Source organism: Brevibacillus sp. HB1.1 (assembly GCF_013332445.1).
Lineage (GTDB): Bacteria > Bacillota > Bacilli > Brevibacillales > Brevibacillaceae > Brevibacillus > Brevibacillus porteri.
Window position 1 is genome coordinate 25806 of the sequence record NZ_JABMIV010000020.1, and the last position, 25909, is coordinate 51714.

The 25909-nt window shown below is 48.6% G+C and carries 24 protein-coding genes; 15 read left to right on the forward strand and 9 right to left on the reverse strand.

Annotated features, from left to right (window positions below):
- Positions 1 to 37: 37 nt before the first annotated feature.
- Positions 38 to 1837, reverse strand: coding sequence for a vWA domain-containing protein (locus HPY27_RS28890; protein WP_017251864.1), 1800 nt, complete (start codon positions 1835 to 1837; stop codon positions 38 to 40).
- A 3-nt stretch (positions 1838 to 1840) separates the two neighbouring features.
- Positions 1841 to 2905 carry an AAA family ATPase gene (locus HPY27_RS28895; protein ID WP_017251865.1) on the reverse strand — a complete coding sequence of 355 codons (1065 nt, stop codon included), beginning with the start codon at positions 2903 to 2905 and terminating at the stop codon, positions 1841 to 1843.
- Positions 2906 to 3155: 250 nt separating this feature from the next.
- Between HPY27_RS28895 and HPY27_RS28900 the strand changes: the two genes are divergently transcribed.
- Both HPY27_RS28900 and HPY27_RS28905 read left to right on the forward strand, forming a co-directional pair.
- The gene (locus tag HPY27_RS28900) at positions 3156 to 4073 is read left to right on the forward strand and encodes an alpha-helical endospore appendage domain-containing protein (protein WP_017251866.1); all 918 of its coding nucleotides are present in this window, start codon (positions 3156 to 3158) and stop codon (positions 4071 to 4073) included.
- Positions 4074 to 4231: 158 nt separating this feature from the next.
- Positions 4232 to 5779 carry a vWA domain-containing protein gene (locus tag HPY27_RS28905; protein ID WP_174226529.1) on the forward strand — a complete coding sequence of 516 codons (1548 nt, stop codon included), beginning with the start codon at positions 4232 to 4234 and terminating at the stop codon, positions 5777 to 5779.
- A gap of 10 nt (positions 5780 to 5789) precedes the next feature.
- Here the strand turns inward: HPY27_RS28905 and HPY27_RS28910 are convergent, their stop codons facing one another.
- A complete protein-coding gene (locus HPY27_RS28910) occupies positions 5790 to 6401 on the reverse strand; it encodes a DedA family protein (protein WP_017251868.1) in 612 nt (203 codons plus the stop codon).
- Between the two features lie 123 nt (positions 6402 to 6524).
- Between HPY27_RS28910 and HPY27_RS28915 the strand changes: the two genes are divergently transcribed.
- The 3 genes from HPY27_RS28915 (at position 6525) to HPY27_RS28925 (ending at position 10455) form a co-directional block, all read left to right on the forward strand.
- Positions 6525 to 7376: a helix-turn-helix domain-containing protein gene (locus tag HPY27_RS28915; protein WP_174226530.1), complete on the forward strand. Its 852-nt coding sequence runs from the start codon at positions 6525 to 6527 to the stop codon at positions 7374 to 7376.
- Between the two features lie 79 nt (positions 7377 to 7455).
- A complete protein-coding gene (locus HPY27_RS28920) occupies positions 7456 to 8940 on the forward strand; it encodes an amidase (protein ID WP_174226531.1) in 1485 nt (494 codons plus the stop codon).
- Positions 8941 to 9033: 93 nt separating this feature from the next.
- A complete protein-coding gene (locus HPY27_RS28925; protein WP_174226532.1) occupies positions 9034 to 10455 on the forward strand; it encodes a DUF1254 domain-containing protein in 1422 nt (473 codons plus the stop codon).
- Positions 10456 to 10509: 54 nt separating this feature from the next.
- Here the strand turns inward: HPY27_RS28925 and HPY27_RS28930 are convergent, their stop codons facing one another.
- From HPY27_RS28930 to HPY27_RS28940, 3 genes are read right to left on the reverse strand one after another with little or no spacing between them, the layout of a single operon-like run.
- The gene (locus HPY27_RS28930; protein WP_173623926.1) at positions 10510 to 11436 is read right to left on the reverse strand and encodes a glycine betaine ABC transporter substrate-binding protein; all 927 of its coding nucleotides are present in this window, start codon (positions 11434 to 11436) and stop codon (positions 10510 to 10512) included.
- A 17-nt stretch (positions 11437 to 11453) separates the two neighbouring features.
- Positions 11454 to 12299: an ABC transporter permease gene (locus HPY27_RS28935; protein ID WP_017251873.1), complete on the reverse strand. Its 846-nt coding sequence runs from the start codon at positions 12297 to 12299 to the stop codon at positions 11454 to 11456.
- Complete coding sequence (locus HPY27_RS28940; protein WP_017251874.1) at positions 12296 to 13522, reverse strand: quaternary amine ABC transporter ATP-binding protein; 1227 nt, start codon at positions 13520 to 13522, stop codon at positions 12296 to 12298. The genes HPY27_RS28935 and HPY27_RS28940 overlap by 4 nt, the downstream gene beginning before the upstream one ends.
- Before the next feature lie 260 nt (positions 13523 to 13782).
- Here HPY27_RS28940 and HPY27_RS28945 point away from each other — a divergent pair, with 260 nt between their 5' ends.
- From HPY27_RS28945 to HPY27_RS28955, 3 genes are all read left to right on the forward strand, one after another.
- Positions 13783 to 14331, forward strand: coding sequence for a GbsR/MarR family transcriptional regulator (locus tag HPY27_RS28945; protein WP_017251876.1), 549 nt, complete (start codon positions 13783 to 13785; stop codon positions 14329 to 14331).
- A 227-nt stretch (positions 14332 to 14558) separates the two neighbouring features.
- Positions 14559 to 15116, forward strand: coding sequence for a cysteine hydrolase family protein (locus HPY27_RS28950; RefSeq protein WP_174226533.1), 558 nt, complete (start codon positions 14559 to 14561; stop codon positions 15114 to 15116).
- Positions 15117 to 15240: 124 nt separating this feature from the next.
- Positions 15241 to 15666, forward strand: coding sequence for an NUDIX hydrolase (locus HPY27_RS28955; RefSeq protein WP_069852946.1), 426 nt, complete (start codon positions 15241 to 15243; stop codon positions 15664 to 15666).
- A gap of 53 nt (positions 15667 to 15719) precedes the next feature.
- Here HPY27_RS28955 and HPY27_RS28960 read toward each other — a convergent pair whose 3' ends face one another.
- Positions 15720 to 15923 carry a YwbE family protein gene (locus tag HPY27_RS28960; protein ID WP_017251879.1) on the reverse strand — a complete coding sequence of 68 codons (204 nt, stop codon included), beginning with the start codon at positions 15921 to 15923 and terminating at the stop codon, positions 15720 to 15722.
- A gap of 78 nt (positions 15924 to 16001) precedes the next feature.
- On the opposite strand from HPY27_RS28960, the gene HPY27_RS28965 reads away from it, so the two are divergent.
- The 7 genes from HPY27_RS28965 to HPY27_RS28995 all read left to right on the forward strand — a co-directional run bounded on the left by HPY27_RS28965 (position 16002) and on the right by HPY27_RS28995 (position 23459).
- Positions 16002 to 16481: a hypothetical protein gene (locus tag HPY27_RS28965; protein WP_017251880.1), complete on the forward strand. Its 480-nt coding sequence runs from the start codon at positions 16002 to 16004 to the stop codon at positions 16479 to 16481.
- Positions 16482 to 16591: 110 nt separating this feature from the next.
- On the forward strand, positions 16592 to 18214 hold the full coding sequence (locus tag HPY27_RS28970) for a GGDEF domain-containing response regulator (protein ID WP_174226534.1): 1623 nt from the start codon (positions 16592 to 16594) through the stop codon (positions 18212 to 18214).
- A 12-nt stretch (positions 18215 to 18226) separates the two neighbouring features.
- On the forward strand, positions 18227 to 18589 hold the full coding sequence (locus tag HPY27_RS28975) for a response regulator transcription factor (RefSeq protein ID WP_017251882.1): 363 nt from the start codon (positions 18227 to 18229) through the stop codon (positions 18587 to 18589).
- Complete coding sequence (locus HPY27_RS28980) at positions 18586 to 21474, forward strand: ATP-binding protein (RefSeq protein WP_174226535.1); 2889 nt, start codon at positions 18586 to 18588, stop codon at positions 21472 to 21474. Before HPY27_RS28975 ends, HPY27_RS28980 begins: the two co-directional genes overlap by 4 nt.
- Positions 21475 to 21628: 154 nt before the next feature.
- Entirely contained in the window at positions 21629 to 21835 is a 207-nt protein-coding gene (locus HPY27_RS28985; protein WP_017251884.1) for a cold-shock protein, read from the forward strand.
- Positions 21836 to 21919: 84 nt separating this feature from the next.
- Complete coding sequence (locus HPY27_RS28990) at positions 21920 to 22228, forward strand: hypothetical protein (RefSeq protein ID WP_017251885.1); 309 nt, start codon at positions 21920 to 21922, stop codon at positions 22226 to 22228.
- A 190-nt stretch (positions 22229 to 22418) separates the two neighbouring features.
- A complete protein-coding gene (locus HPY27_RS28995; RefSeq protein WP_069852956.1) occupies positions 22419 to 23459 on the forward strand; it encodes an acyltransferase family protein in 1041 nt (346 codons plus the stop codon).
- A gap of 87 nt (positions 23460 to 23546) precedes the next feature.
- On the opposite strand, the gene HPY27_RS29000 is transcribed toward HPY27_RS28995, so the two are convergent.
- The gene (locus HPY27_RS29000) at positions 23547 to 24689 is read right to left on the reverse strand and encodes a sensor histidine kinase (protein WP_174226536.1); all 1143 of its coding nucleotides are present in this window, start codon (positions 24687 to 24689) and stop codon (positions 23547 to 23549) included.
- Between the two features lie 146 nt (positions 24690 to 24835).
- A partial coding sequence (locus tag HPY27_RS29005) for a BclA C-terminal domain-containing protein (protein WP_174226537.1) occupies positions 24836 to 25909 on the reverse strand: 1074 nt, incomplete at its 5' end.

Below are 25909 nucleotides of genomic sequence, written 5' to 3' on the forward strand. Positions count from 1 at the left end.
GAAGGCCCCGCATCATCGATACGGAGCCTAAACCCTGCTATTCCATTCGAAATACCGGTCCTCTCGCCACGAACGGCAGGTTACTCCCCTTCGGCAGCATGATGGCATGACTACGAGTTACTTTGATCCGATCACATTCCCCATCGGTAATGATCAAAATCGGTCCGTCCTTTGGAAAATCGGTTGCTTTTTCCAGCATGTCAATGCCCGGCTGTAGGATCGTTCCCCCGCGTCCTTTGACTTTGACACGACCTGCAATGTCCTCGGGAGAAAGGTAGCCCGCATCATGCGCCTGCGCATCGCAAAAGACCACGCGTGCATACGGAACATCTCGTGCTTCACTGTAGCTCGCGATTGCCCCCAATGCTTTGCCGAGCAGCTTGGTATCCATCGAGCCGGATGTATCAATCACGACACCAAACGTGCGTGCCAGCTGATCCGTTTCCCGAAAGCTCCAGGCAGGACGGGCAATGTCAGGTGTAGAGGACTGTCTGCGGCTTGCCCTTGCATACGTGCGACTCTTTTCCAACGGAGGAAAATGCTCGTCAAACCAACGGGCAAGCTGAACATCCCACGGAATAGGCGGTTGCCCCAAGGCGCGAATCTCTTCTACCAAACCCGCAGGCAAAAGCCCTCGTCCTTTCTCCTGATGGTAGATCAAGCCTTGCGACATCGCATTGCGATAAAAGTCATCCAGCGTCGTTCCCGGACCCTTTTCCCAAAAACGCGGATCGTCGCCATCCAGAATATCGCCCATGCCAATTCCTCGTAAGGTGTAAAGCTTGCGATACGTACGCATGTCCGTCACGATTCGATCGTAAATCGCCTCTGCCGAGAGTCCCTTCAAGTCTGGGTCGTACAGTCCGCCAATTTGCGGAAAACGTCCCACACCGAGTTCCATCAGCCATTGATTAATCACGTAATCGCAGCTGACATTCCAGTAATACGGGTCGCGTCCTTGGCATCGCTCATGGTGGCGAAGCCCTGCGTGTAATAGCTCGTGTGCCATCACGAATTTGCATTCCTCTTCATCCAAGCCCGCCGCAGGATTGATGAAGATCTCGTTGGATGTGACATCAATAGCTGCCACCGAGATTTGCAGCCGTTGGCAGATCTGTGAATCCTCGATAATCGTGAAATGACTCGCTAAGGAAGCCAGCAATGGATAATGATTGATGAACCAACGTTTGGCCTTTTGTGCCTCAGACAGCTGGTTCTCTTCATTCCCAAGAGCATCGGAATAACCGCCCGCTACGCTGACAGCACTTTGCACCGCTTGCGCCAGCCCGATCCCCAAGAGCCGCTCCCACTTCACATCTCGATTGTAGGTATACCGGACGTATTTATCTGAGAAAAGCATATCTGCCTGTTTTTCCCCGCCCGTTCCAAACAGCTTCAAATGCTCCGGCACCCCATGCTCCACGAACCAGTCATACAGCTCTTCTTCGCTCTTTCCCGATTTATCCAGCTCAAAGGCCATTTCAGCAGGAGGCTTCCCCAGCTTCATGTCTCTCAAAAAACGCGTAATAAAACAATCGCATGCGATGTTCCACAAAATCGGCTGCCCTTTTTCCACAAAATGTCCGAAGCCCAAATGCAGCAGTGCATGTGCGAGAACATAAATCCATTCCCCGACTTCCCCTCTGCGCTTCGGATGCGCGTACAAGCTGCCTTCCCGGGTCACGACTACCCAACCGTTATCTGGACAAATACTTCGCTCGGAACGAATAAAGTGCGCTCGCGAGGACAGTGGACCAAACATCGGGTGATGACTTAAAAAATGTACGGCCTGCTCGTAGTTTTGCGTCGACGGGTCGTTTTTAACTCCTCGGGCCATTGGCTATTTGCCCTTCCTGTCCATGGCCAATCGCGGTAAATCACGAATGACCTCCACAACGAACCAGTCTGGCAATCCGTCGCCATCCTCGTGCCGCGCCACTATCATCTGTGCCATTTCCAGTGAAATGGAAGCGAGCTCCTTCAAGAGAGCTTTCGCTCGGTGCGCAAACCGTTTATGCTGCTCCCCAACAGAGGCTTTATCCGCTGGCAGTTCTTTTTTGATCTGCGAACGGAAAGAATCCGCCAGAAAATACAGGACGTCCCGATCCTCTGGAGCCGTCGGGAAAGAAGCTTCTCCCTCCAAAATACGGTTGAGCTGATATTTGCCTTGAATGTTCTTGTGAAAAGCCCGAAATTGAGCAGCATGCTGGGGCGTCAAGCAACCGTAGGCCAGTACCCCCACCATCTCTGTCGTCAAGTTCTCACCGAATTCATTCAGGGCATCAGATAGCATGTGCCAGGAACGCGGAGTAGAAAACGGTTCCTCGCTCTTCGGTGGCTGCGACCACAAATAGTCCGGGCGCACCTCTAAAAATTGCAGCACGTAGGAATGGATGCCGTTGCTGTAAGCCCACTTCATCCATTGTTCATACGAGACTAGCAATTGGACATGGAACATCCGGTTGATCAGAGCAGACGACATCGGTTTGACAATCGCGCTATCCTGCGCTCTGTTTCCTGCTCCAATCACAATGGACCCTTCTGGCAGATGATAATCCCCGATTCTCCGCTCATGAATCAGACTGTAAAACGCCTTTTGCACTTCTTGCGAGCATGCATTCAATTCGTCAAGAAACAAGCAGTACGGTTCTTCTCGCGCAATTTGCGCAGGTGGGCAAAATCTGCTTTTCCCATCTACAATCTGTGGGACACCAATAATATCCTCAGGTGCCAGCTGACTACCCAATAACGATACGCAAGGCAGGCCCACCTGCTCGGCAAACGCCTCGACGAGAGACGACTTGCCGATTCCCGGTGCGCCCCAAATAAATACGGGACGAGCTACCGCAACGTTTAGCAGCACATCCATCAGTTGATTTTGCGTGACTTGAATTCCTAGATTCATTTTATAACCTCTCTTGTTTGATTGATTTTTGCAGCAATCTACCTCTTTTCGTAATTGATTTCCATTGACTAGAGCGACCGTCACACCACAAATATTTCCTAATATTACAAGAAGATTGAATAGGGAGCAAGAAAGAAAGGCATCACATGGTAAACCGTACCTGAATAAAAACAATGAAACCGACCAATCCCCTTATGCAGCTTATCGGAATAGGATGAAAGGACGTGAAGAAAGAAGGAGGACGTTTCATTTGTCACAAGCAAATATCCCCAACATTACCCCGCTCATTACCATCACACAAAGCCAAGTCGCAAACTTGCTACTGGCATCTATCGCAATGGAAGAGCTAGGGTTAAGCCATATCATTAATGCAGAGGCGGAAAAGTTTCAATATGTCCTTGGTACGCTTCCAGGATTAACAGGTCCCCCTGCAACCATTAGTGATTTGCTGAACGTTAATGCTAGTGTAGTAAATACGCTCAGAGAGATAACAAAGAAAGAGATTCTGCTGTACAACAAGCTGAATTCCGTATTAACAGCATCGTTTATCGCTAGTCTCACAGGACCAACGGGAGCCACTGGAGTCACTGGTCTACCAGGAGCCACCGGAGCAGATGGAGGTGGAACAGGAACAACAGGGGCTACGGGGGCTACTGGCGCGACTGGGGTAGGAATAACGGGGGCAACAGGAGTCGGCTTGACCGGGGCCACGGGGGTAACAGGCGCGACAGGAACTGTTTCCAGTGTTTTCGGCAACTTCTGGCTATCCTCCGCTATCGATATCTCGCCAAACACGATCGTCCCGCTGAATGTGTCGAATGCAGACAATTCACTCGGCTTTTTACTCGCTGGCGGGCAAGTGACCGTACCTACAAGCGGCATCTATCTCATCAGCTATCGTGTTACTACTGCACAAGCGAGTGAAGTGTCTTTCATTATCAGAAGGAATGGCGCTAATATTACAGCTTCTGCCGGAACTTCAAGCAGTGCGGATAGTGCAGGGGATGGAAATGCATTCGGCATGGTTACCTCTTTCACCCGATTAGTAGCAGGTGACATCGTAGACATATTCCGTACGGGAGGTATCGCAGACCAGTTTTTGCAAAGCTTCGCAGACGGAACGACGACGGTGACTGGCTTCCTCACTTTAGTGAAGATTGCCGACTAATCCAAACATAAATCATTTCGCCACTCGGAGCCGCAGCTACGACTCGATCCTGGCTGTCGTTGCGAGTGAAGCTCTTGCTGCGGACAAGCCTACTTCTCCTCCTTATGTAACATTCCTTTTTTTACCACGTCACATAGGCAAAGGGGGAATATCTAAAGATGAGAAAAATCGTGAAAGTAAGTGGCATCACCCTATTGGTCGCATCATTGATTGGGTGTAGTTCGAATAGTCAATTGGCGACAAGCGGTACGGGTGAGAGCCAGCAACCAGCACCTGCCCAGAAAAGCGAGAATAAAGAAACCCTAAGCTCAAGTCCACGCAGTAGTTCAAGCGCCTTGGCTGATTACGTCCTGGAAAAGACATCTGCCCCACCTGCAAACGATATGTACTTCAAAGACTATGGCGCCAATACTTTTGTCTCTACTGCAAAAGATCGCCTGTCTACCTTTGCCGCAGATGTGGATACCGGCTCCTACACGATCATGCGCAGTTTTGTTCAAGACGGTACTCTTCCTCCAGCAGAGGCTGTTCGGGTGGAAGAATTCATCAACTATTTTCCAGCAGCTTATCCGGCTCCCACCAATCAAACATTTGCCGTTCAAGTGGATGGCGGCCCCTCTCCTTTTCAGAAAGGCAACCAATTGGTTCGCGTAGGCATCAAAGGAAAGGAAATTGCAGCCGAAGACAGAAAGCCTGCAAACCTCGTCTTTGTCATTGACGTATCTGGCTCGATGAATAGGGAAAGCCGATTGGAGCTGGTAAAAAGAAGTCTGAATGTCCTCGTGGATGAGTTACAACCCACAGATTCTGTAGGAATCGTCGTCTATGGATCTGAAGGACGGGTTCTTTTGCCTCCTACCTCTACTGAAAACAAAAACGCGATATTATCTGCAATCGCTGAACTCCAACCCGAAGGCTCCACCAACGCGGAAGAAGGGCTCATGCTCGGCTATGAAATGGCGGCTAAATCCCTCAAGCGCGGCGCTATAAACAGGGTAATTCTTTGCTCCGACGGTGTGGCCAACGTAGGAGAAACAGGAGCCGAGGGCATTTTGCGTTCGATCGAGGACTATGCGCGAAAAGACATTTACTTGAGCACATTTGGCTTTGGCATGGGAAACTATAATGACGTCCTGATGGAGCAGCTTGCGAATAAAGGAGAAGGCAACTACGCCTACATTGATACGTTTTCCGAGGCGCGCCGCATTTTTACGGAATCATTGACGGGCACCCTCCAAACGATCGCTCGTGACGTAAAAATCCAGGTAGAATTCGACCCTAAGAAGGTAGACTCGTATCGCTTGATCGGCTATGAGAACCGCGATGTCCGCGACAAGGATTTTCGTAACGACAAGACAGACGCAGGTGAAATCGGTGCTGGGCACAGCGTGACCGCCCTTTACGAAGTCAAGCTTGCTTCCCCAGCAAAAACAGATCTAGGGACGGTACGGATTCGCTATCACAATATCGTTTCCCAAAAAGTAGAGGAAATTGCCGAGCCCGTACAAGTGCAAAGCGCGCTGTCACCTGAGCTGACTTTCCTGGCTTCCGTTGCCGAGTACGCGGAAATATTGCGGGATAGCCCCTTTTCCGAAAGAAGCTCGCTTCCCGACGTACTCAAGCTAGCCGAATCGACAGCCACCGGTGAGGAACAGCTGGAATTTGTCAGCTTGGTCCGCGATAGCATGTCTATTATCCGGAACTAACTCTTCTTCCTTATGTCCTGGTACTGTTCCTGAACCTCATCCAAATATAAACCATCATTCCAATCGCCGAACCGATTAGCAAAAATGTGATGCCGTAATGACGTATATAGACGACGACTTTGAGCCACTCTTTCTCAAGCGCCTGTCCCAACAGTAAAAAAGTGACACTCCAAAGAAATGCGCCAGCGTAAGCAAAAATAGCGAATCGTCGAAAACCCATTGCGGAGACTCCTGCCAAATAGGCGGTAACATGACGAACGCCAGGCAAAAAATAGCCGATGAGCAACAGGTATGGACCGTACTTGGCAAACAGCTTTTGGGTTGACTCTATTTTTTTCGGCGTAATATGCATGTACGGTCCAACCTTCATAAGCAACGGCAGCCCCCACTTCCACGCGATCGCATAGCTGATCGAAATCCCTACTGCCGCTCCCAAAAAGGCGCTCAGCACCGTTAACGGCATGTGCAAAACACCGCGGGAAACCGCATAGCCAGCGTACGTCATCAGTACCTCATCGGGTATGGGGAGCCCCACAACACCAAGTGTGAGCGAAAAAAAGATGCCGACATATCCATATTTCATCAAAAAAAGATCCAGATGCTGCTCCACGGCTACCTCCAATAATGTTGTCCTACTTCATTGTATTCTCTCCCTATTCTTTGACATTCTGGCTTTTTTACAAAAAATCAGATCAGGGCATATGGTATCCTAAAAAAGATCTTATTTCCTTTTTCAGGTGACGTCATGAACTATATAGAACAAATAACATGTGCCCTCTCTTTTATCGAAAAGCAGATAACAGAAAAAGTCACACTCGATGAAGTGGCATCAGCCGCCGGATATTCCAAGTACCATTTTCAACGCTTGTTTTTTCACGTGACAGGAGAAACTGTCGGCCAGTACATTTCGAAGAGACGCTTAACCGAGGCTGCCAAAGCGCTGTCGCTCGAACAAAAGAGCGTGACGGAGGTCGCCTTTACATACGGCTTTGATTCTCACGAAGCCTTTACTCGTGCCTTTACCAAACGCTTTGGTCTGCCTCCTTCTGCTCTTCGTCGATCTGGAAAAATGCCGAGATACATGATGTTGGAGCGCATGGAGTTACCGTATTTGGAAAATATTCAGCGGCAGTCCATTGAGCCCATCTATGTCCCTGCCCACGAAGCACTGCATCTCGTAGGCTACTCTCCAGCTACTTGTTCGTTACATGATATCGTCCATTGCTGGAACCAATTTGGGCAGACCATCGGCGTGCAGCCAAATCAAAAGCGTTATGGTGTCTTACGCTACCCCGATGCTTTTGGACTGGAGCTGAGCTTTTCTTATTTTGCTGCCATGCAAACTCCGGAGCATGATGGCACAGACGGACTGGAATCACTCACACTGCCTGCATCTAGTTATCTAGTGTTCCCTCACAAAGGACCGGTGCAAAATATCAAGCTGACGTATCAATACATTTACGGGAGCTGGATGACACACGCATCCGACCAGTTTTATGCCCGCTACGATTTTGAATACTACGATCACCACTTTCTCGGATATGACCATCCTGATTCGCTTTGCTTCATTTATATACCCGTTCTGACCAGGGAATAGTCGGTAGCGGTTCGCATTTTCGATCAAGTTTTCCTCGTTTTCCTGTCGTACGCTGTACGTGTGAAAAGGAGTGAATCGAATGAAAGAACTGATCGATTTGACAGCAACGGAGATGGGCACTTGGATTCGCGAGCGTAAAATAAGCGCCGAGGAAGCTACCCGACATATCTTTAAACGAATCGACTTCCTCAATGGCAAAGTGAACGCTATCGTCGCTTCTGACGAAAAGTCTGCGATCGAAGCCGCCAAACAAACAGACAAAGAAATAGGGGAAGGTATCTATCGCGGACCTCTTCACGGGGTACCCATCACAATCAAAGATTCTTTTGCCACAGCAGGACTCGCCACTACTTCTGGCTTCACACCTCTCAAAGGCTATATTCCGCAACACGACGCGGCAGTCGTCCGCAGACTGAAGCAGGCAGGAGCCATCATCCTGGGCAAAACGAATGTCCCTCCTCTTCTGATGGACATGCAAACAGACAATGATATTTACGGTCGGACGAATAATCCATGGAATCTGGAGAGAACAACAGGCGGTAGCAGCGGAGGATCGGTAGCCGCAGTTGCTGCCGGGCTTTCCTATTTGGATATTGGCAGTGACATTGGCGGTTCGTTGCGTGTTCCGGCTCATTTCTGTGGCGTCTTTAGCTTGAAGCCGACAGAAGGAGCCGTTCCGGCAGCAGGACACATGCCAGGCTTTGAAGGAATGTCTGATTATGCCTCGTCTCGTCATCTGGCCTGTTATGGCCCTGTAGCCCGTTCGATCGAAGACCTGGAAGTGGCGTTTTCCATCATTAGTGGTGGAAACGGCAACGCTGGCTTGCCTCATGGACCACAAGTCTTGCCCCCTCCCCTCAAGGAGCAGCCCCTGCACATTCGCTGGATGGAAGAGCTGCCCGGCTACCCAACGAGTCGAGCCATTCGCGATCAGTTGCGTCGCTTCGTCAAAATGTTAGAGCAACAAGGCATGCGCGTAGAACAAGTGACGGCACCACCTTTGGATGTACGCAAGACTTGGGAAACATGGGGGAAAATGATCGACGCGGAGTTAAACTCTACGACGCCTTCGATTCTTCGCGGTTTGGCTCATCTCATGACGATGCCGATTTATCGCCAAATTCCCTCCGCTACTATGCTCATCCCACTGACGTTCAAAAACTACATGCGTGTCTTAACCATTCGGGAGCAGCTCATTCGCAGCTTTGAGCAATTCATAGCTGACTGTGACTTGTTCTTGTGTCCGGTTAGCTGCACGACAGCTTTTCCCCATATGGCAAAATCGAGAGTGTGGGGTTACAAGCCTCTTTACACCAAACCACTGTACGTAGACGAGAACCCGCAAAACTACTGGGCCGCTACGACTTTTTATACGAGTCTGTTTAATGTCACCGGAAGCCCTGTCGTGACGATGCCGATCGGTTTTGATGAGCAAGGTCTTCCTATTGGTATACAGTGTGTGGGCAAGCGATGGCGTGATAGGGAATTGCTACAGGGAGCGTCGAAATTGTATGCGACCTGCCCAGAGTGGCGGGCGCCTGAAATTTCTGTGGAGCCGCATTGAGAATAAATATTCCAGCCCAACTTGCATAAAGCCCCTTTCCTATGAAGAAAACTACCAGTGCGAACCCCATTTCTGGTAATGAGGAGGGGCTTTATGCTTCCATTATTGAAAAAGCGCCTGATACTGATCGTTTCCCTGCTTTGCCTGACGCTTTACCTGTCTGGCCTGTCATTTGCAAAAGAGACCACAACCGCTCCATCCGTCCAACAATCACCTCTCTTTCAAACGAAGTCATTTCTTCAATCGCAGGAGAGACTCGCCTACTCGCTCGGCATACAAGCATACATCTACGGCTATCCATTAGTGATGTCCGCCAAAACGATGGAAGCCATGGTCAAAAATCGGTCGCCGATTAACCAGTTTTACTATGCGGACACACTCGCTTCCCCAGCTTATCGGGATATCGTGACGCCAAACTCCGATACATTGTATATGAGCGCATGGCTGGATTTGTCAGAGACGCCCGTCCGATTGACTGTCCCCGCCAATCCGCAAAACCGCTACTATACCGTGCAAATGCTGGATGCCTACACGAATACGTTTCGCAATGTCTCCAATCGTTCTACCAAACAGCAGGCCGGACAATATATCATTGCAAGCCCACAATGGAAAGGGCCTACCCCTGCCCATATACCTGTGATCTACGCCCCTACGAATACCGTCTGGCTCATTGGCCGTGTCGAGGTAAAGGGTGAAGCTGATTTACCGCAGGCTGTCTCGTTTGAAAAACAAATCGCGATTGCCCCTGTCCACCCAAAATTGCAAACGGCACATATTCCCGAAGCGCTTCCCCCTGATGTGTTGTCATCCCTTTCCTTTTTTCACGTCATGACGAAATGGATCCAGAGCAATCCTCCGCCCGAATGTGATCGCGTCTTGCTCGATCAATTCACACAAGCCGGGATCGATGTCCAAAAAGGCTTTGATCCTTCCACGCTCGGTCCAGCCAAACTTGCGGGTCTACAGCGTGCCCTACAGGATGCTCCGTCCATCGTGCAAAATGGCTTTCCCGGCTACGCCACCTTCCGTAATGGATGGGGCTCCTTTTCCCCCATCGGCACATATGGAAACCAGTTTCTCGCCCGTTCCTTTATCGCCTATTCCGGTATTGGAGCCAATGTGCCGAGCGAGGAAGCCTATTATCGTGCATTGACAGATGGAACAGGAAAACCTCTTACAGGAGTCAAAAGCTATAGGCTGCATTTTACAAAGGAACAGCTTCCCAAGACGTCTGCATTCTGGTCGATCAATGTCTATGACAACCAACTGTTTTTAGCCAAAACAGCGGCCGATCGCGCATCCGTTCGCAGCAATACAGGAACGCTTGCGTACAATCCGGATGGCTCCCTCGATCTGTATTTGCAACAGCAACCGCCCAAAGGCAAGGAAGGCAACTGGCTCCCGCTCCCTGAAGGCGAGTTCAATCTCGTTTTGCGGGTATTTGCACCGGAGCCTGCAACGCTGGACAAACAGCACGCTTGGCCCGCTGTCATGGAAAGCAATCCACTCCCATAACACAACGAAAAAGGCACCGCCCCATCGTGAGCGGTGCCTTCTGTATTAAGTCTGTTACTTCTTCAAATCTTCAATGGAGTTGATCTCCATGTAAGCTGGAACGGCCAATCCGAGCTTGGTTCCTTGCAGGTTCGGACCGAGGTCCTCCACGTCTTTCCCCAGCTTTTCCATGTAGTCTGCGTGCGTGGTTGGCAGCCACGCTGCTACCATCCCATCCACATCGCCGTTCGATACACCGACCCACATTGGGCCAGCTTCTACTTGGCTCAGCTCTACTTTATATTTCAGCTTTTGCTCTAATACAGTCTTCACCACATTCGTGCTGGCGATCTCAGAATCCCACGCGACGTAGGCGAGCGTCAATTTTTTGCCTTCAGCAGGCTGAATGCCTTCTACCCACTTGTTGACGGTAGCTTCATTGTTTTTCACCCATTCGGCTGCTGCCTCTTCCGGCTTTTTGCCGCTCTCGATATCGAGCATCACTTTTTCCATGTCCGCAGGTGTCCACGAAAACTTGTCAAGGAATGCATATGCGCTTGGGTGCTCCTCCTTCAGTCCTTTGCGCACGATGGTATGAATCTGTTCATCCTTACCGAAAGTGCCTTTCGGGTCTTCGAGGTATTTCATCTCAAACTTGGAGAACATCCAGTGAGGTGTCCAGCCAGTCACGATAATCGGCTTTTTGTCTTTGTAGGCTTGTGTCAGAGCTGCCGTCATCGCTGCACTGGAGCCCTCCACCAGTTCCCAATCTTTCAGATCGTAGTCTTTCATGGCTTTTTCCGTTGCTTTCATCAGACCAGCGCCAGGATCGATTCCGATAATTTTATGATCCACTTGTGCTCCAACGCTATTTGGTGCAGACGTACCCGTGTTACCCTCGGCAGGCTGATTTCCCTGCGGTGTTCCCGCGTTTGAACATCCTGCCATCACCATACTGAGTCCGAGTGCGACTGCCAGCCCTTTCAAGGCGCCTTTTTTCATTTTCATGAAAACCCCTCCTACGCGTTTTTTCTCTTTCCAACACTTTGCGTGAGACGATCCAGTAGAATCGCTAAAATAACGATGGCCAGCCCCGCCTCAAAACCTTCACCGATCTTGATCTGTGTTACAGCACGATACACGTCCGCCCCCAAACCTTTCGCCCCAATCATGGAGGCAATCACGACCATGGACAGTGCAAGCATAATGCTCTGGTTAATCCCTGCCATCATTGTCGTCTTGGCAATCGGCAGCTGTACCTTCGTCAGTTTTTGCCAGTAGGTAGAACCGAACGCTTCAGAAGCCTCGATCAGATCGGCAGGAACTTGACGAATTCCCAGGTTGGTCAGACGGATCGTCGGTGGCATCGCAAAAATGACAGAAGCGATAACCCCCGGTACTTTACCGAGTCCGAAGAAAAAGATAGCGGGAATCAAGTACACAAACGCCGGCATCGTCTGCATGAAATCAAGCAGCGGTGTAACGACCTTTTGCACCGAATCATTCTTTGCGCACCAGACACCGACCGGAATCCCGATAATCACCGAGATCAACCCTGCCGTCAATACCAGTGCAAGTGTTTCCATTGAATGCTCCCAATAACCCAGATTCTGAATCAGAAGAAGTCCAATGAAGGTAAAAAGAGCAATTGCTACTTTGCCAGCACGATACGCCAGCAGCGTAAACAAAATGATTAGGGCCCAAAACGGGATTCCTGTTAGAATCCACGAAAACAAGTCAACGGTTCCACCGATTCCAGCTGATATGAAGTCGAACAAGAAACCCAAATTCTCTTCCAGTCCATCCACAATCGTTTCTACCCAACTGTCGAGCGGCAGCTTCGGAAAAAGTTGGTTTTGACTCATGATGGATTCACCTGCCCCTCTTCATTCGTTGGCTCTGGAACTTGTTGATTAACTTTTCCTGCCAACCCACCCAAGACGGCTCCTTTAACAATCACGCCGAGGAGACGGTTTTGTTCTCCTATAACCGCCACGGGAATATCCGAAAACGCAACAAGGTCAAACATCTCATTGAGAAGCGTCTGCGGTCCGACAGTCGGTACCTCGGTTCGCAGCACGGATTCCAGCGACTGTCCTGCTTCTTTAGCTCCGTTTACTGCGTCTGCCGTCAGCACACCCAGCAATGTTTTTCGTTTATCCACCACGTACAGACTGGATACGCCGCGGTCTCGCATCAGTTGCAATGCGACGCGAGGTCCTTTGTCCAGTGTGATCGTTTCCGCACGCTTCATGACATTTTCAGCGGACAACACCTTGGAACGATCTACATCCTCTACAAAGCGTTCTACGTATTCATTTGCTGGATTGGTCATGATTTCTTCCGGCGAGCCGATCTGCACGATCGCACCGTCTTTCATCAGCGCGATTCGATCCCCGATCTTCAATGCTTCGTCCAGATCATGCGTAATGAAAATAATGGTCTTCTGCATGGTGCTTTGCAGTTCCAACAGTTCATCCTGCATGTCCTTGCGAATCAACGGGTCCAAGGCACTGAAGGCCTCATCCATCAACAGCACATCGGGTTCATTCGCGAGTGCCCGAGCCAGCCCCACACGTTGCTGCATCCCGCCACTCAACTGATCCGGGTAGCTTGCTTCCCAACCACCGAGTCCGACGAGTTCGAGTGACTTTTTCGCTTTGGCCTCTCTCTCAGCTTTTGGCATCCCTTGAATCTCCAGACCGTACTCCGCATTTTCAAGCACCGTCCTGTGAGGGAACAAGGCAAACTTTTGAAATACCATACCCAGCTTCTTTCTTCTTACTTCCTGTAACTGCTCCGTGTTCATACTGACGATATCCGTACCGTCAATCAGGATTCTGCCTTCTGTTGGCTCAATCAACCGGTTCAACAATCGAACCAAGGTCGACTTCCCGCTTCCCGAAAGCCCCATGATGACGAATATCTCGCCTGCATGCACCTCAAAACTCGCTTGATTCACCCCAAGGGTAAGACCCGTTTCCTTCAAGATTTCTTGCTTGGTCTTCCCCTGCTTCACCTGGGACAATGCGCGTTGGGGTTGGCGTCCAAAGATTTTGGTCAAATTCTCTACTTTGATCTTGGGCATATGGTCACCTCCAACTTTTACGCCCGGCATCCGGACTGTTCTTTACCCTTACAATTGTAACCAGCCATTTTTTTTACCTCAAACTGGATGAGGCAGGATAATCGGGCATTTTCAGCGTTCAGAAAAAACTTTACGTACTTTACTTCCTGTATTCTCAGTTTATCACGTATATACTGTACAATATCTCCATTTACTTTTTGCTTTTGGAGACGTACAATTCTAGTCAGGTTACTATGACTAGAGGAGCTGCTTTTTTCAAAATGGATACCAATCAAGAAAAAATCCTCGAAAAAGCTCAGGAACGCGTGATTGAAACGCTAGCTCGCAACATGGATCTGTATGGAATTACCATGTCAACGGGACTGCTGTATGGCACGTTGCTCTTTCAGGACAAGTCAATGACACTCGATGAGATGGGCGAAGCACTGGGCATGAGCAAAACCAGCATGAGTACTGGCGTCCGCACATTGATGGACTTAAATATGGTAGAAAAGATATGGAAAAAAGGGACACGGAAGGATCATTACGAGGTCAATCTGGATTGGTACCAGAACTTCATCGACCTCTTTTCCGTGAAGTGGCGACACGCCTGTGAACATAATGTACACGCCTTGAAAAAGTCGCTCCTTGAGCTTCGCGCTCTCCAGCAATCAGAAGAGCTTACGGAAGAAGTTAAGGAACAAGTTGACCTTAGTATCAAGCGCATTGAAAATGGGTTGGAGTATTATCTGTGGCTGTCCCGTTTGATCGACTCCTTCGAATCACATGATATCTTTCAGTTTGTACCGAAAAAGGAAAATGAATCATAAGAAGTTCGCAATCGAAAAAGACTTGTTCCTTACCTGCCGATATGTAAGGAATGAGTCTTTTTTTGTGGTACAATTATCCAGAGCAGTTTTCATGCTCTTCTATGATGAAAGGAGTGGTCAGTTATGAAAAAGGACATGAATCGACGTTCTTATAAAGCTGTGCGTGTACCAAACAACCAAAAAGGGGAACACCAACACTAACCCCCTTTCACCTAGGAGGAATTGGATTGATTCGAAAAACAGCTCTACTGATTATTGATGCGCAAGTGGGAATTATAGAGGGACAATTTGGTCCTGTTTATCAGCCGGCTACACTTGTCCAAACATTGAAAAAAGTACGGGAAGACGCCTACAGCAAGGATATTCCTGTTCTGTACGTTCAGGATGATGATGTCGGAGAAGTCGGTTCAGACGACAATGCCATCCACCCTGAGATCGCACCTCTGCCATCAGAAACGGTGATTCGAAAACTAGCGACAGACTCGTTTCACGGAACAGATCTGCACGAAAAACTACAAGCACTCGGGATTAACCATCTTGTCATCACGGGGTGCAAAACTGAATATTGTATCGACAGTGCCTGCCGCAAAGCGACGACACTCGGCTATGATGTGACGCTCGTCAAAGACGGACACTCTACGTCGGACAATAAAGTGCTGTCTGCGGAACAGATCATCGCCCATCACAATACATGCCTGCATGGATTGGGAAATATTGAGCCATTTATTTTGGTACGGGAATCAACGGAGGATGTCTTCGTCCCTACCCATGATTCTTACCGATAAAACGTTTTGCTGAACTTCTCGAAACCGTCTTTTCAGGCGGTTTCTTGTTTTGTCCTTGTCTTACCCACGATTCGTCCATGCTATTATGGAAGAAACGAATTTGCCGTTCGTGAAGGAGAAAATCATGTCGACTACTATCGCTATACCAAGATTGGGCGTAGGAGCTGTCATCTTAAATGACAAGAATGAGATTTTACTGGTTTTACGAAACAGAGATCCAGAGAAGAATACGTGGAGCATTCCCGGGGGAAAAGTTGATCCCTATGAACAACTGGAGACGAGTGTCATCCGTGAAATCAAAGAAGAAGTTAATCTCGATGTCGAGGTAAAAGCCCTCTTGTGCACCGCAGAAACCATCCGTCCGGAAAATGGCGAGCATTGGGTTTCGGTCATTTACGAAGTCACGATCCTGAGTGGAGAAGCACGTAATTTAGAGGAAGACGGGGCTATTGGAGACATGCGCTGGTTTTCGCTCGATGCACTTCCGTCGAATCTGGCTTGCTTCGCCGTACCAGCTATCGAACATTTGCAGAACAGGAACCGTTCATGAAAAGCAAAACGGACAGTTGCCCATGTGGCCTGTCCGTTTTTTCGTAAAGAAGATTACTTTCCTTTTTGGATAATTTCTTGCACTCTCCCTACTTGTCCATCCGTCAAACGAACCTTGATTCCATGCGGATGTGTGCTGGAGTTCGTCAGGATATCCTTGACGATCCCACGGGTGCGCTTGCCAGTGCGTTGGTCCTGTTTCAATACAATCTCGACTTCAAGACCTGCTGCGATATCTTTTCGGTTTTTTCCGTTCATTTTTCCCTTCTCCTTTTTTCGTTCTATGTCCCACCTATGATATAATCGACAAACAAATCCATCTCACCGGAGGAATCCATGCTTACTTTTGAAGAAAAACTAGCGATTATTGAATCTTTTCCACAACTGACTCGGAATGACGTCTCCCTGAAACGGGTTAATTTTCATTATGAGGAAAGCCTTCATGACAAAAAGACCGTGGTCTATCATCTGCATCCGAACGGCAACGGGTTTGTGTTTGCCGCGTTTTTGAAGGGCTACCAAAAAGACGACAAGGGCTATGTCAACATCCGTGATTTCTCGGCGGACGAGCTGCGCAAGGTAGTCGAGGCTTCGATCCAATCCCTCTCTATCAAGCGTGAACCAGCGCCAAAAGCTACTGGTGAAGCTGAACAATTGGAGCAAACATGGGTCGACAAGCAAAACCGCACGCTCTTGCTGCAACAGGAAGACGCGCTGTGGAACGTATACCACGGAATGAACCTGGAAGCTTCCTTTGAGTCGTACGTGGAAGCAGAGCAATATCTGATTGAAGAAGGATTTTCCCTGCAACAATAAGCCCTTCCTTCTCCCTGCTACATGTACCATACCAAATTGTAGATGTTTTGATCAAACTGGCGCAAGCGACCGACTGCTTGCGCCATCCCAACACAGGGGGACGGTACGACATGATCAAGTACAGAGATACGCTTCTTACGAATATCCATAAACAGATTGAGACGTGGTACGACCAGGAGGTTCCCGTCTCTCATGATGATCTGTATCGCTTTCTCCATTCGTTAAAGGGGACCGCCGGGACGATTGGATTGATCGACTTGTCTGATCTGTCTCAGCTTCTCTTGGAACAAATGGACGACATGCCTGCCAAGAATTGGCCAACGAGTGAATGGCGAGCGTTTTTGCAAGAGCTGATCACCTTATGCTGCGAGAAGCGACCCGAACAGGAAGTTTTTATCGAGAACCCCGCTCTTCACCGGGAATCCCCTTGTGAGCAACAACCTTTGCTCCTCATCCTGGATGATGACGTCACCCTGCTTATGTATCTAAAAGAATATTTAGAAAAACGCAATTGGTCTGTCATCGCAACGGTCTATCCTCATAAGGCTCTCGACTATTTTCACGACATGAACCCTGACTGCTTCATTCTGGATTTGAACATCCCGGAAACGGACGGCTTCCAAGTGATGCAGACAATTAGCGAAAAAATAAAGAAGCAATACGTGCCTACGACCATTATCAGCATCGATTGCGAACGGGAGACCCGTCTGAACGCCTATCGTTTGGGCGCAGATGACGTCATGTGCAAACCGCTTGATATGGAAGAGCTGGTCGTACGCCTCGAACGCCAGCTTCGCCGGAAGCGCTGGATGAACAGCATCTTGTTTTTGGACGAGCTCACGGGTGTCAACAATCGCAATTCTTTTGTTGATACGTACCAACGGCTTCTTTCTGATGCCCATCGGACCAACACCCCCTTCTCACTGGCATTTTTAGATATCGATTTTTTCAAAGGGGTCAATGATACATACGGTCATCTGATTGGCGACGAGGTCCTGACTCGTTTTGCTGCTTTCATCGGGCAGAGCGCCGAAAAACATGATGTATTATTCCGGTACGGCGGAGAGGAATTTATCCTGCTGATGCCGCGTACGACTGTACAGACAGGAAAGATGCGCCTAGAGCAGATACTCTTTGCTTTTTGTTCGCTCACGTTCGAAGCTCCTGAAGGAACGTTTTCATTGAGCTTTTCCGGTGGAATCGTACAAGTAGAAGATCCTCATAAACCGCATACGTATTGGGTAGAAGCTGCGGACACTGCTTTGTACGCTGCCAAAAATGCAGGGCGGCGCCGGATTGAAACCGCTCAAATCACAGAAACGCATGACTCCCCTAAAGTAAAACTGAAGGTCGCCATTATTGATGACGATCCGATGATTCGCGTGATGCTTGCCGATTCCATCAAAACCAGTTTTGACGGTTGGATACACGTCGATATCCAGACTTACGAAGAAGGAGCAGCTTTTTTTGACTCCACCTGGCATCAGGGACACGAACCCTATCTCGTTATTTTAGACGGGATGATGCCACAGATGGATGGCCTCGAGGTTCTCCAGAAAATCCGGAATTTGCCCAATGCCAAGAAATATACGGTGATTATGCTAACAGGTCGTACAGAAGAGCAAGACATTGTCCGTGCCCTTCAGCTCGGTGCTGACGACTATATGACCAAGCCATTCCGTACACGCGAACTGGAGGCTCGCATCAAGCGACTGGTTAAGCGAATGTTGTAAGGAGGTAGTGAGATGGCAACGATTATGCTGGCCGAAGACGAGGCCGTGTTGCGTATGTTGATTGGCGACACGCTCGAGGATGAGGGACATGAGCTCGATATCGCTTGCGATGGAGAGGAAGCCCTGCAAAAAATCGGTCAAAATGAGTACGACTTGATCATTTTAGATTATATGATGCCTAAGCTGACAGGCTATGAAGTATTGCAGCAGCTCAAACAGATGGACGACAAAAAGGCAGTTAAGGTCCTGATCCTCTCGGCAAAAAGTCAACATGCCGAACAGGAGAAAATGCGTGCAGCTGGTGCCGATGACTTTATGCCGAAGCCCTTTAGCCCGATGGATCTTGTCCGGAAAGTGGAGGAAATGCTCGCATGACGGGGTTCTGGGCGTTTATCAGAAAAAGCATCACACGTCGCTTCATGGCGATGATGCTTCTTTTTCTGTCACTGCTGATTGCCGGCGCTGGCATCGTTCAAGATTTGAATAGCAACGCATTAACCCATTATCAGACGGAGATATACAATACCAAGGAAAAACAAAATTTGGTCGCAGACATCGCTGAGCACACGAACCAGATCTTTTTTCGCGCAAGGGGTTATTACGCTTTCTTGAGCCCATCTGAGTACAATGAGCTATTTCTTGAGAAAAAGAAGCTGGAACAAGCGCTGGATAAATTTAAGAAGCTTCCGCTCAATGATGAGGAGCAAGCGCTTGTCGCTTCGATCGAATCTTTCTTCACGAACTTTTTCGCCAATGTGTTTCCTACTTTTTCGAGTTATGCAAAGAACGGAGACTTTGAATCCCTGCGAAAAGCTTCGGCCAGTGGCGTGAATCAGGAAGTGAACAACCTGCTTAAATACGCCGGGCGGTATCAGGAAGAGCACGATCAGCTTTTATATACGAAAAACCAACTACTGTTCGAAGAGTTGTCACAGCTAAGCACCTGGTTTCTCGTGTACTCGCTGATGGTGCTGGTGATCATGGTAATAGTCACCATTCAAACTACGCGGGATATCGGCAGGCCGTTGGTTCGTCTATCCCAAAATGCTGAACAGTTCGCTAATGGCGGTACACCTCTTTTGCAGGATTTGAACAGAATTGACGAAATCGGTAGACTCTCCCGCTCCCTCGACTATTTGATCAGGCAAATTCAAGCCAAAGAAGAAGTGCTCATGGCGCAAAACGAAGAGCTGCAAGCCCAGCAGGATGAACTGATGATGCAGCAAGAAGAGTTGCAAGAAGCATTGGGCAAGATGGAGGAAAACGAACGGTACTTGGAAAAGAAAAACCGTTTCATCCTCTCTTTGTCGAATACGCTGGATAAAAGCGAGCTACTGTCCAGTATCATTCGCAATATAACTGAAGTCATGGATGCCGATAAAGGTGTTATCGTCATGTTGAACACTGACAGGGACGCAGCTAGCTTTGGCGTTTCGCAGAATGGTCTGGAGCAATTGCGCAATGGATTGGATGATGGTCCGTTCGTACGAATCAGGGAAACGGGCCTGCCATATGTCCTGATGCGTGAAAGCACTGACGCTGAGCGCGGCTACACGGAAGAAATGTCACAAACATTTGAGCTTTACCTCCCAGTGCTAGATGCCCAACAGACAATCGTTGCATGTATCATCTGCTCCCGTATCGGTCGAAAATTCACGAATCAGGAGCTACAAGTCATCATCGGCATCGCCAAGCAGATTTCCTTGGCACTCGACAAGCTCGCGATGTATGAGGAGACAGAGCGGCAGCGTAAAATGACGCAGGATATGCTCGATTCTGTTCAAGAAGGCATTCAGCTTATTGATCTGAGTGGAGAAACACTTCAGGTGAACTGGAATTTTTGTGAGCTCTTGTGTTACGACCATCAGCTCGCTTCGCAAGGATTTGACTTGGAACAGTTCCTTTCCCATCTACAGAGTCGAACCGATGAGCCTGATCGGCTGATTCAGTATGTCAGATCTGTCGTTTTAGACGAAGGTGCTATTCCTTCTGGCAGTATTGTGTTTCAGATAACCGGACCGCAAGTACGCTATATTCAGCTCTATGCAGAGCCACTGTACCGGAACCAAGAGAAATGGAGTACCTTGCTCGTTTACCGTGACTTCACCAAGGAATACGAGATCGACCAAATGAAATCGGAATTCGTCAGTACGGTCAGCCATGAGCTGCGTACTCCTCTCGCCAGTGTGCTCGGCTTTGCGGAGCTACTGTTAACGAAAGAACTCAAGCCCGAACGTCAACAGCGATACATAGCGACCATTTATCAAGAAGCGACTCGCCTGACTGCGCTCATCAACGATTTCTTGGATTTGCAACGCATGGAATCCGGCAAACAGACGTATGAGCCAGAGAATGTTGCGATTGATCAAGTGATTCGAGATATTTTCGGACTTTATCGAGTCCAGTCCCCTCTCCATCGATTTGAACTCGATTTGCAAACGGAGCAAACCGTTGTTTATGGAGACCAAGCCAAGCTGCGTCAAGTATTTATGAATCTGATCAGTAATGCCGTCAAATACTCCCCGCATGGTGGCCATGTCCGGGTGAGCTGTCGACAAGATGGGAATCGCTTGCTCGTGGTGGTCCAGGATGAAGGACTAGGCATTCCTTCCGAAGCCATCCCTCACCTGTTTACCAAATTTTACCGTGTAGATAATTCCGATCGCCGCGAGATCGGCGGTACAGGACTGGGTCTCGCTATTGTTCGGGAGATCGTCCATATGCACCATGGTGAAGTTGCCGTTACGTCCGAATCGGGCAAAGGTAGTACATTTACAGTTACCCTTCCGCTGGCTGAGCACAATTTGTCCCCCAGCTATCTAGCGGGGACGGAGGAGGTAGTCTCTCCAACTAGTCAATGCAATGGAAACGTTGTGATCATCGAAGACGATTTGAACTTAACCGAGCTGTTGCGTGATGAGTTGACGAGCTCTGGATTCCGTGTCAATTCCTTCTCTACGGCGACTGAAGCAGTAACTGCAATCGAGGAGCTGCGACCGGATGCTGTCGTACTTGACCTTATCTTGAAGGACGGCGAGAGTGGTTGGAAGGTCATTGAGGAAATACGGAAAAACCCGGATTTACGGACCATTCCGATCGTGATCTCCAGTGCTTTTGAGGAAAAGAAAAAGGCATTTGATCTGGGAGCAACCGGTTATCTCATCAAGCCTTATCATCCAGATACCTTGTCTAAAGCGATTTTGCTGGCCATCACGAATCAAGAAGCAACGGGACAAATCTTCATTCCCGATGAACAATAAAGATGGCAATGGACAAAAGAGGCTGCGGCTATGCAAGCGCGGCCTGTTTATTTTTACCTTCTAGCAAAGAAAATCTTGGTATATTCATGCGCTTTCCATCACACATTAATAGAGGTTACTTTGTGCACTTTTGCCCTGCAAAGGAGGAGTTCATGTGTATTTCTCAAAAAAAGCAGTCGTTCCAATCGAAGAAGAGGAAACAGATGTATGGACGTGCAGTAATGAGGGCTGTACGTGCTGGATGAGAGATAACTTTTCCTTTGATAAGAGCCCGAGCTGCCCCTTTTGCCATTCTAGTATGGTAAAAGATACGCGCATGCTGCCGGTCCTAACCAATCACAGCAGCAGGCGGAACTCTTGAGTCGTTCTTTTCTTTTTTCTTGCGGGTATTCTTCCTCTTCTCTACAATAAATTCATGACGTACGAATGTTAGAGGAGTATGCCCATGAACCGAAAAGAGATGGAAGATCAAGTGATTCAAGCCTATCAGCGCGACGAGGGCATGATGATTCTCGTTTTTGCCCAATGGTGTGTGAATCACGGTCTAGATGCACGCGAATTATACCGCCGCGCTTACCCCGCTCAAGGGGAAAATATGTTACTCGCTCAAATGCTGGACAATACCGTACCCAAAGAAGAAGCAGAGGACATTCCTGATGCGACTCTCCTAGGTGTATTGTCGCTGTTTGGCAATGACGATTTGGCGATTGTGGTCAGTGAGACCATCGATGAAATGAAAAAGAATCCGAAATAATGTATGAAAGCCATACTCGTGCGAAAGCTACGCGCGCGGGTGTGGCTTTCTTTCTTTTTTCCCTTTCCAAAAACTCCCCTCCCCTGTCCAAATACGAATCAAAGAAAACTTTATTATCATAAAAACCATTCACAGTTTATTGTTTGAGCGACAACGTCAGCCGACAAACGATGAAATGGAGAATATCGAAATGTATACAGATTCAAAAATCTTGAAATCTCTGTTTTACATCCAGCTCTTCTCAAGTTTTCTCGTTGTAGTCGGTCATTTCACGGCTTCTGCCCTTTCTTTTACAGATCCGTTTTGGATCGTGGCCCTCAATCAGATCAGTCGCTACGGCACTGTCCTGTTGACGATCGCCACCGGTTATTTGACTGCTTATTCTTTAGAAGCCAAGAGCCCTACTGCTCGCGAGTTTTTTTCAGGGAAACTTCTGTATATTTTTGTTCCCTATTTAGTATCTGGTGTCCTGTACCATTACTTGTTGAAAAAAGGGATGCCTCATACTGCCCAGGACTTTACGAACATTGTTTTAGGCAAAACGGGTGACCATCTGTACTTTGTGTTTATGATTTGCCAGTATTATATTTTTGCTTATCTGTTTCGCCGTGTGATTACCAAGCGCAACATTTTGTATGTCATTTGGATTTTGCTCGGTATTCAGTACGTGTACATCAACTTTATCCATCAGGGCTGGTTCGGGCTTACCACGCGTCATATGCTCCCGAGCTGGATTTTTACCCTGTACATGGGGCACGTGTTGTATTGGTACCGTGAATCGATCCTTTCCTTTTTGCGAAACAACCGCTCCATCTTGACGCTGATGACGGGTGTTTCCACTGCGGCTGCGATGTTTTTTGTTGTCTCAAACAAGCTGTATGTGGCTGTCCATTTGACTTTTGTCTTCGCCACGCTTCTGTCGTTTCTCGTGCTCATGGTCTTCTTTCTGGAACGCGTCGATCGTTTGCACATCAAGTTTCGAAAAGGGCTGACGTATTTTATTTTCTTGTTCCACTCTGCTTTTTTGATCATGTTCAAAGATTATCTGTTTGAAAAATACGGCGAGGTCGCTTGGCTGTTTGAAAACACGTGGTACTCGCTGCTGTACTTGCTCGTCATTATCGGGTGCAGTTGTTTGTTGGCGCTCATGCTGGTCTGGCTGGTAAACAAACTGGAGCGTATCTCCAAAACCATACGACAAACACACAGGCAGCTTCACGCTAGCAAATAAACAGCTTTTTCACAAAAAAATGACCTATTCATGCTGCACGTCTGTTAACGATCGTGCCTTCAAGGATAGGTCGCTTTTTTTGTGGCATTAGATGTGCTGGCTCATCGACATCAAGCCACTTGTACATGTGTCGCAGGGCTTGAACTCCATAGAAAAATTCGTCTGCTGATCAGTAGACTCGCACGCAATCGTTCCTCCGTGCCGCTCAATGATTTCTTTGCAGACGTATAAGCCAATTCCAGTACCGAGCTCCTTCGTCGTGAAAAACGGTTCAAAAATAACCGAGAGCAGGTCAGGTGGAATTGGCGATCCATTGTTGGAAACGGTAATCAAGGAGTTGTCAGGCGTTTGGGACACCTCAATGACAATCTCCTTATCGCCTGTTTTTTTATGTAACGCATCCAGCGCATTGGAAATGATGTTGATAAACACCTGCTTCATCTCATCCTTGTAGCCTTTTAGTTGAAAGGTAGGATCGATACTGCATTTGATATCCACATTCACGTCAACGATATTCGGATAGAGGAAGGAAAGAATCTCATCGAACAACTCCCAAACGTTAAAAACCTCCATTTGCTTATAGACCGCTCCCTTTTTCGAGACCAGCAAAAACTGCGAAACCCGGTAGTTCAATTGTCGCAGCTCATTTTCAATAATCTCTACGTAAGGGAGATTCGGATAATCTTCTTTCAACAAACGAGAGAATCCCATAATGGAAGTAAGCGGATTTCGGAATTCATGGACGAAGCTGGACGCCATTTGCCCCAGGATCGTGAGCCTGTCTTTGTGAGAACGCTCGATAAATAGCTTCTTCTCTTCTAAATCGTTGTCTTTGAGGTCGGTGTATTTGAAAACAGCGTGAACCAAAAAGACATCAAAGCATTCGTTTATTTTCAATAAGGCAGGCATTAAAGCGGCAGGCGTAAACGGACCTTTTTGGAGAAGATCGATAACCATTTCTCGGCCCATGCACACGTTGGAAACGAAATCGCCAATGTTGGTCTCTGCCCGGTTTCGTTCATATGCGACCTTGTAAGCCAATTCTTTAATATCCTCAAGAGTGATTTCCGAACGAAAATATTCAATAACCATACGATACAGTGCTCGCCCATTCAGATGGATCAATCCTTTGTATTGATCACTGTCCGAAACGGCAATTCGTCGCTTGAATTCTTTTACGATCGTTGCCTCGTGCTCGTCCAAATATACTGCCAAGTCATCCATCGGCATCTATCCCCACTCCGAATAATAGGCAAATCCCCTTCCAACCTATTATACTATTATTGTTGTTAATTAACTAAATATTTTTACTATTTTAACGAAAAAGAAATAGCAAAGGGAAAGGAGCTACTTGTCATCGTAGCTCCTTTTGCATACTACGTATTACTTATTTTTATAATCGTCAAGGTTGCTCCAGCCCCTGTCAGAAGGGTAGCTGATCCCAATAATCCAAACAGTTGCAGCGTGATTGTGGCTCCAGCGGTGAGAGGGGCGATGACGGTATTATTGAACGATGAAAGTGATACAGCTGGTGCGATGATAGTTGGCGTGTATGGCGTCCCATTTATCAAGATCCTCGAGCTAACCAGTAAGGCAGCTGTTGTATTAATGGAATACGAAATTAAATAGTTGCCTGCAGACGGAACTGTAAATACCGTATTGGCCATATTCACCGTAATGCCACCTGCTAACACCTGGTTGTTCGGTAGAGGGATATTCGTTCCTCCTAGGACTACTGCTATGAGAGCTCCTGAGGTGTTGGCCCCGAAGGCGTTGATGTTGGTGAAGACTGTACCTGTCGCTCCTGTGGGGCCGGTCTCTCCGGTGGCACCAGTTGCTCCGGTCGCTCCAGTCGTTCCTGTAGCTCCGGTGGATCCAGTCGTTCCGGTGGATCCAGTCGTTCCGGTCGCTCCGGTCGCTCCAGTCGTTCCAGTCGTTCCAGTCGTTCCCGTGGCTCCGGTCGCTCCGGTGGCTCCGGTCGCTCCAGTCGTTCCGGTCGTTCCAGTCGCTCCTGTTGTCCCAGTCGTTCCCGTCGTTCCGGTTGATCCAGTCGCTCCAGTGGCTCCCGTTGTTCCAGTTGCTCCGGTGGTTCCAGTTGCTCCGGTCTCTCCCCTTGCTCCAGTCTCTCCCGTGGCTCCAGTGGCTCCAGTGGCTCCGGTGGCTCCGGTGGCTCCGGTTAATCCGGTGGTTCCAGTGGCTCCGGTCGTTCCGGTTGATCCGGTGGCTCCAGTTGTTCCCGTGGCTCCGGTTGGTCCGGTCTCTCCGGTTGATCCAGTCTCTCCGGTGGCTCCGGTCTCTCCCGTGGTTCCAGTGGATCCAGTTCCCCCAGTTGCTCCGGTGGCTCCTGTCGCTCCGGTTGTTCCAGTCACTCCAGTCGTTCCAGTCGTCCCAGTCGCTCCAGTGGCTCCTGTCGTCCCAGTCGCTCCAGTGGCTCCAGTCGCTCCAGTTGC

Bases quoted from the DNA above. Each gene is read 5' to 3' on its own strand.
- HPY27_RS28890 (WP_017251864.1), bottom strand. From the start codon at position 1,837: ATGGCCCGAGGAGTTAAAAACGACCCGTCGACGCAAAACTACGAGCAG.
- HPY27_RS28895 (WP_017251865.1), bottom strand. From the start codon at position 2,905: ATGAATCTAGGAATTCAAGTCACGCAAAATCAACTGATGGATGTGCTG.
- HPY27_RS28905 (WP_174226529.1), top strand. From the start codon at position 4,232: ATGAGAAAAATCGTGAAAGTAAGTGGCATCACCCTATTGGTCGCATCA.
- HPY27_RS28915 (WP_174226530.1), top strand. From the start codon at position 6,525: ATGAACTATATAGAACAAATAACATGTGCCCTCTCTTTTATCGAAAAG.
- HPY27_RS28920 (WP_174226531.1), top strand. From the start codon at position 7,456: ATGAAAGAACTGATCGATTTGACAGCAACGGAGATGGGCACTTGGATT.
- HPY27_RS28925 (WP_174226532.1), top strand. From the start codon at position 9,034: ATGCTTCCATTATTGAAAAAGCGCCTGATACTGATCGTTTCCCTGCTT.
- HPY27_RS28930 (WP_173623926.1), bottom strand. From the start codon at position 11,436: ATGAAAAAAGGCGCCTTGAAAGGGCTGGCAGTCGCACTCGGACTCAGT.
- HPY27_RS28935 (WP_017251873.1), bottom strand. From the start codon at position 12,299: ATGAGTCAAAACCAACTTTTTCCGAAGCTGCCGCTCGACAGTTGGGTA.
- HPY27_RS28940 (WP_017251874.1), bottom strand. From the start codon at position 13,522: ATGCCCAAGATCAAAGTAGAGAATTTGACCAAAATCTTTGGACGCCAA.
- HPY27_RS28945 (WP_017251876.1), top strand. From the start codon at position 13,783: ATGGATACCAATCAAGAAAAAATCCTCGAAAAAGCTCAGGAACGCGTG.
- HPY27_RS28955 (WP_069852946.1), top strand. From the start codon at position 15,241: ATGTCGACTACTATCGCTATACCAAGATTGGGCGTAGGAGCTGTCATC.
- HPY27_RS28960 (WP_017251879.1), bottom strand. From the start codon at position 15,923: ATGAACGGAAAAAACCGAAAAGATATCGCAGCAGGTCTTGAAGTCGAG.
- HPY27_RS28965 (WP_017251880.1), top strand. From the start codon at position 16,002: ATGCTTACTTTTGAAGAAAAACTAGCGATTATTGAATCTTTTCCACAA.
- HPY27_RS28970 (WP_174226534.1), top strand. From the start codon at position 16,592: ATGATCAAGTACAGAGATACGCTTCTTACGAATATCCATAAACAGATT.
- HPY27_RS28975 (WP_017251882.1), top strand. From the start codon at position 18,227: ATGGCAACGATTATGCTGGCCGAAGACGAGGCCGTGTTGCGTATGTTG.
- HPY27_RS28980 (WP_174226535.1), top strand. From the start codon at position 18,586: ATGACGGGGTTCTGGGCGTTTATCAGAAAAAGCATCACACGTCGCTTC.
- HPY27_RS28990 (WP_017251885.1), top strand. From the start codon at position 21,920: ATGAACCGAAAAGAGATGGAAGATCAAGTGATTCAAGCCTATCAGCGC.
- HPY27_RS28995 (WP_069852956.1), top strand. From the start codon at position 22,419: ATGTATACAGATTCAAAAATCTTGAAATCTCTGTTTTACATCCAGCTC.
- HPY27_RS29000 (WP_174226536.1), bottom strand. From the start codon at position 24,689: ATGCCGATGGATGACTTGGCAGTATATTTGGACGAGCACGAGGCAACG.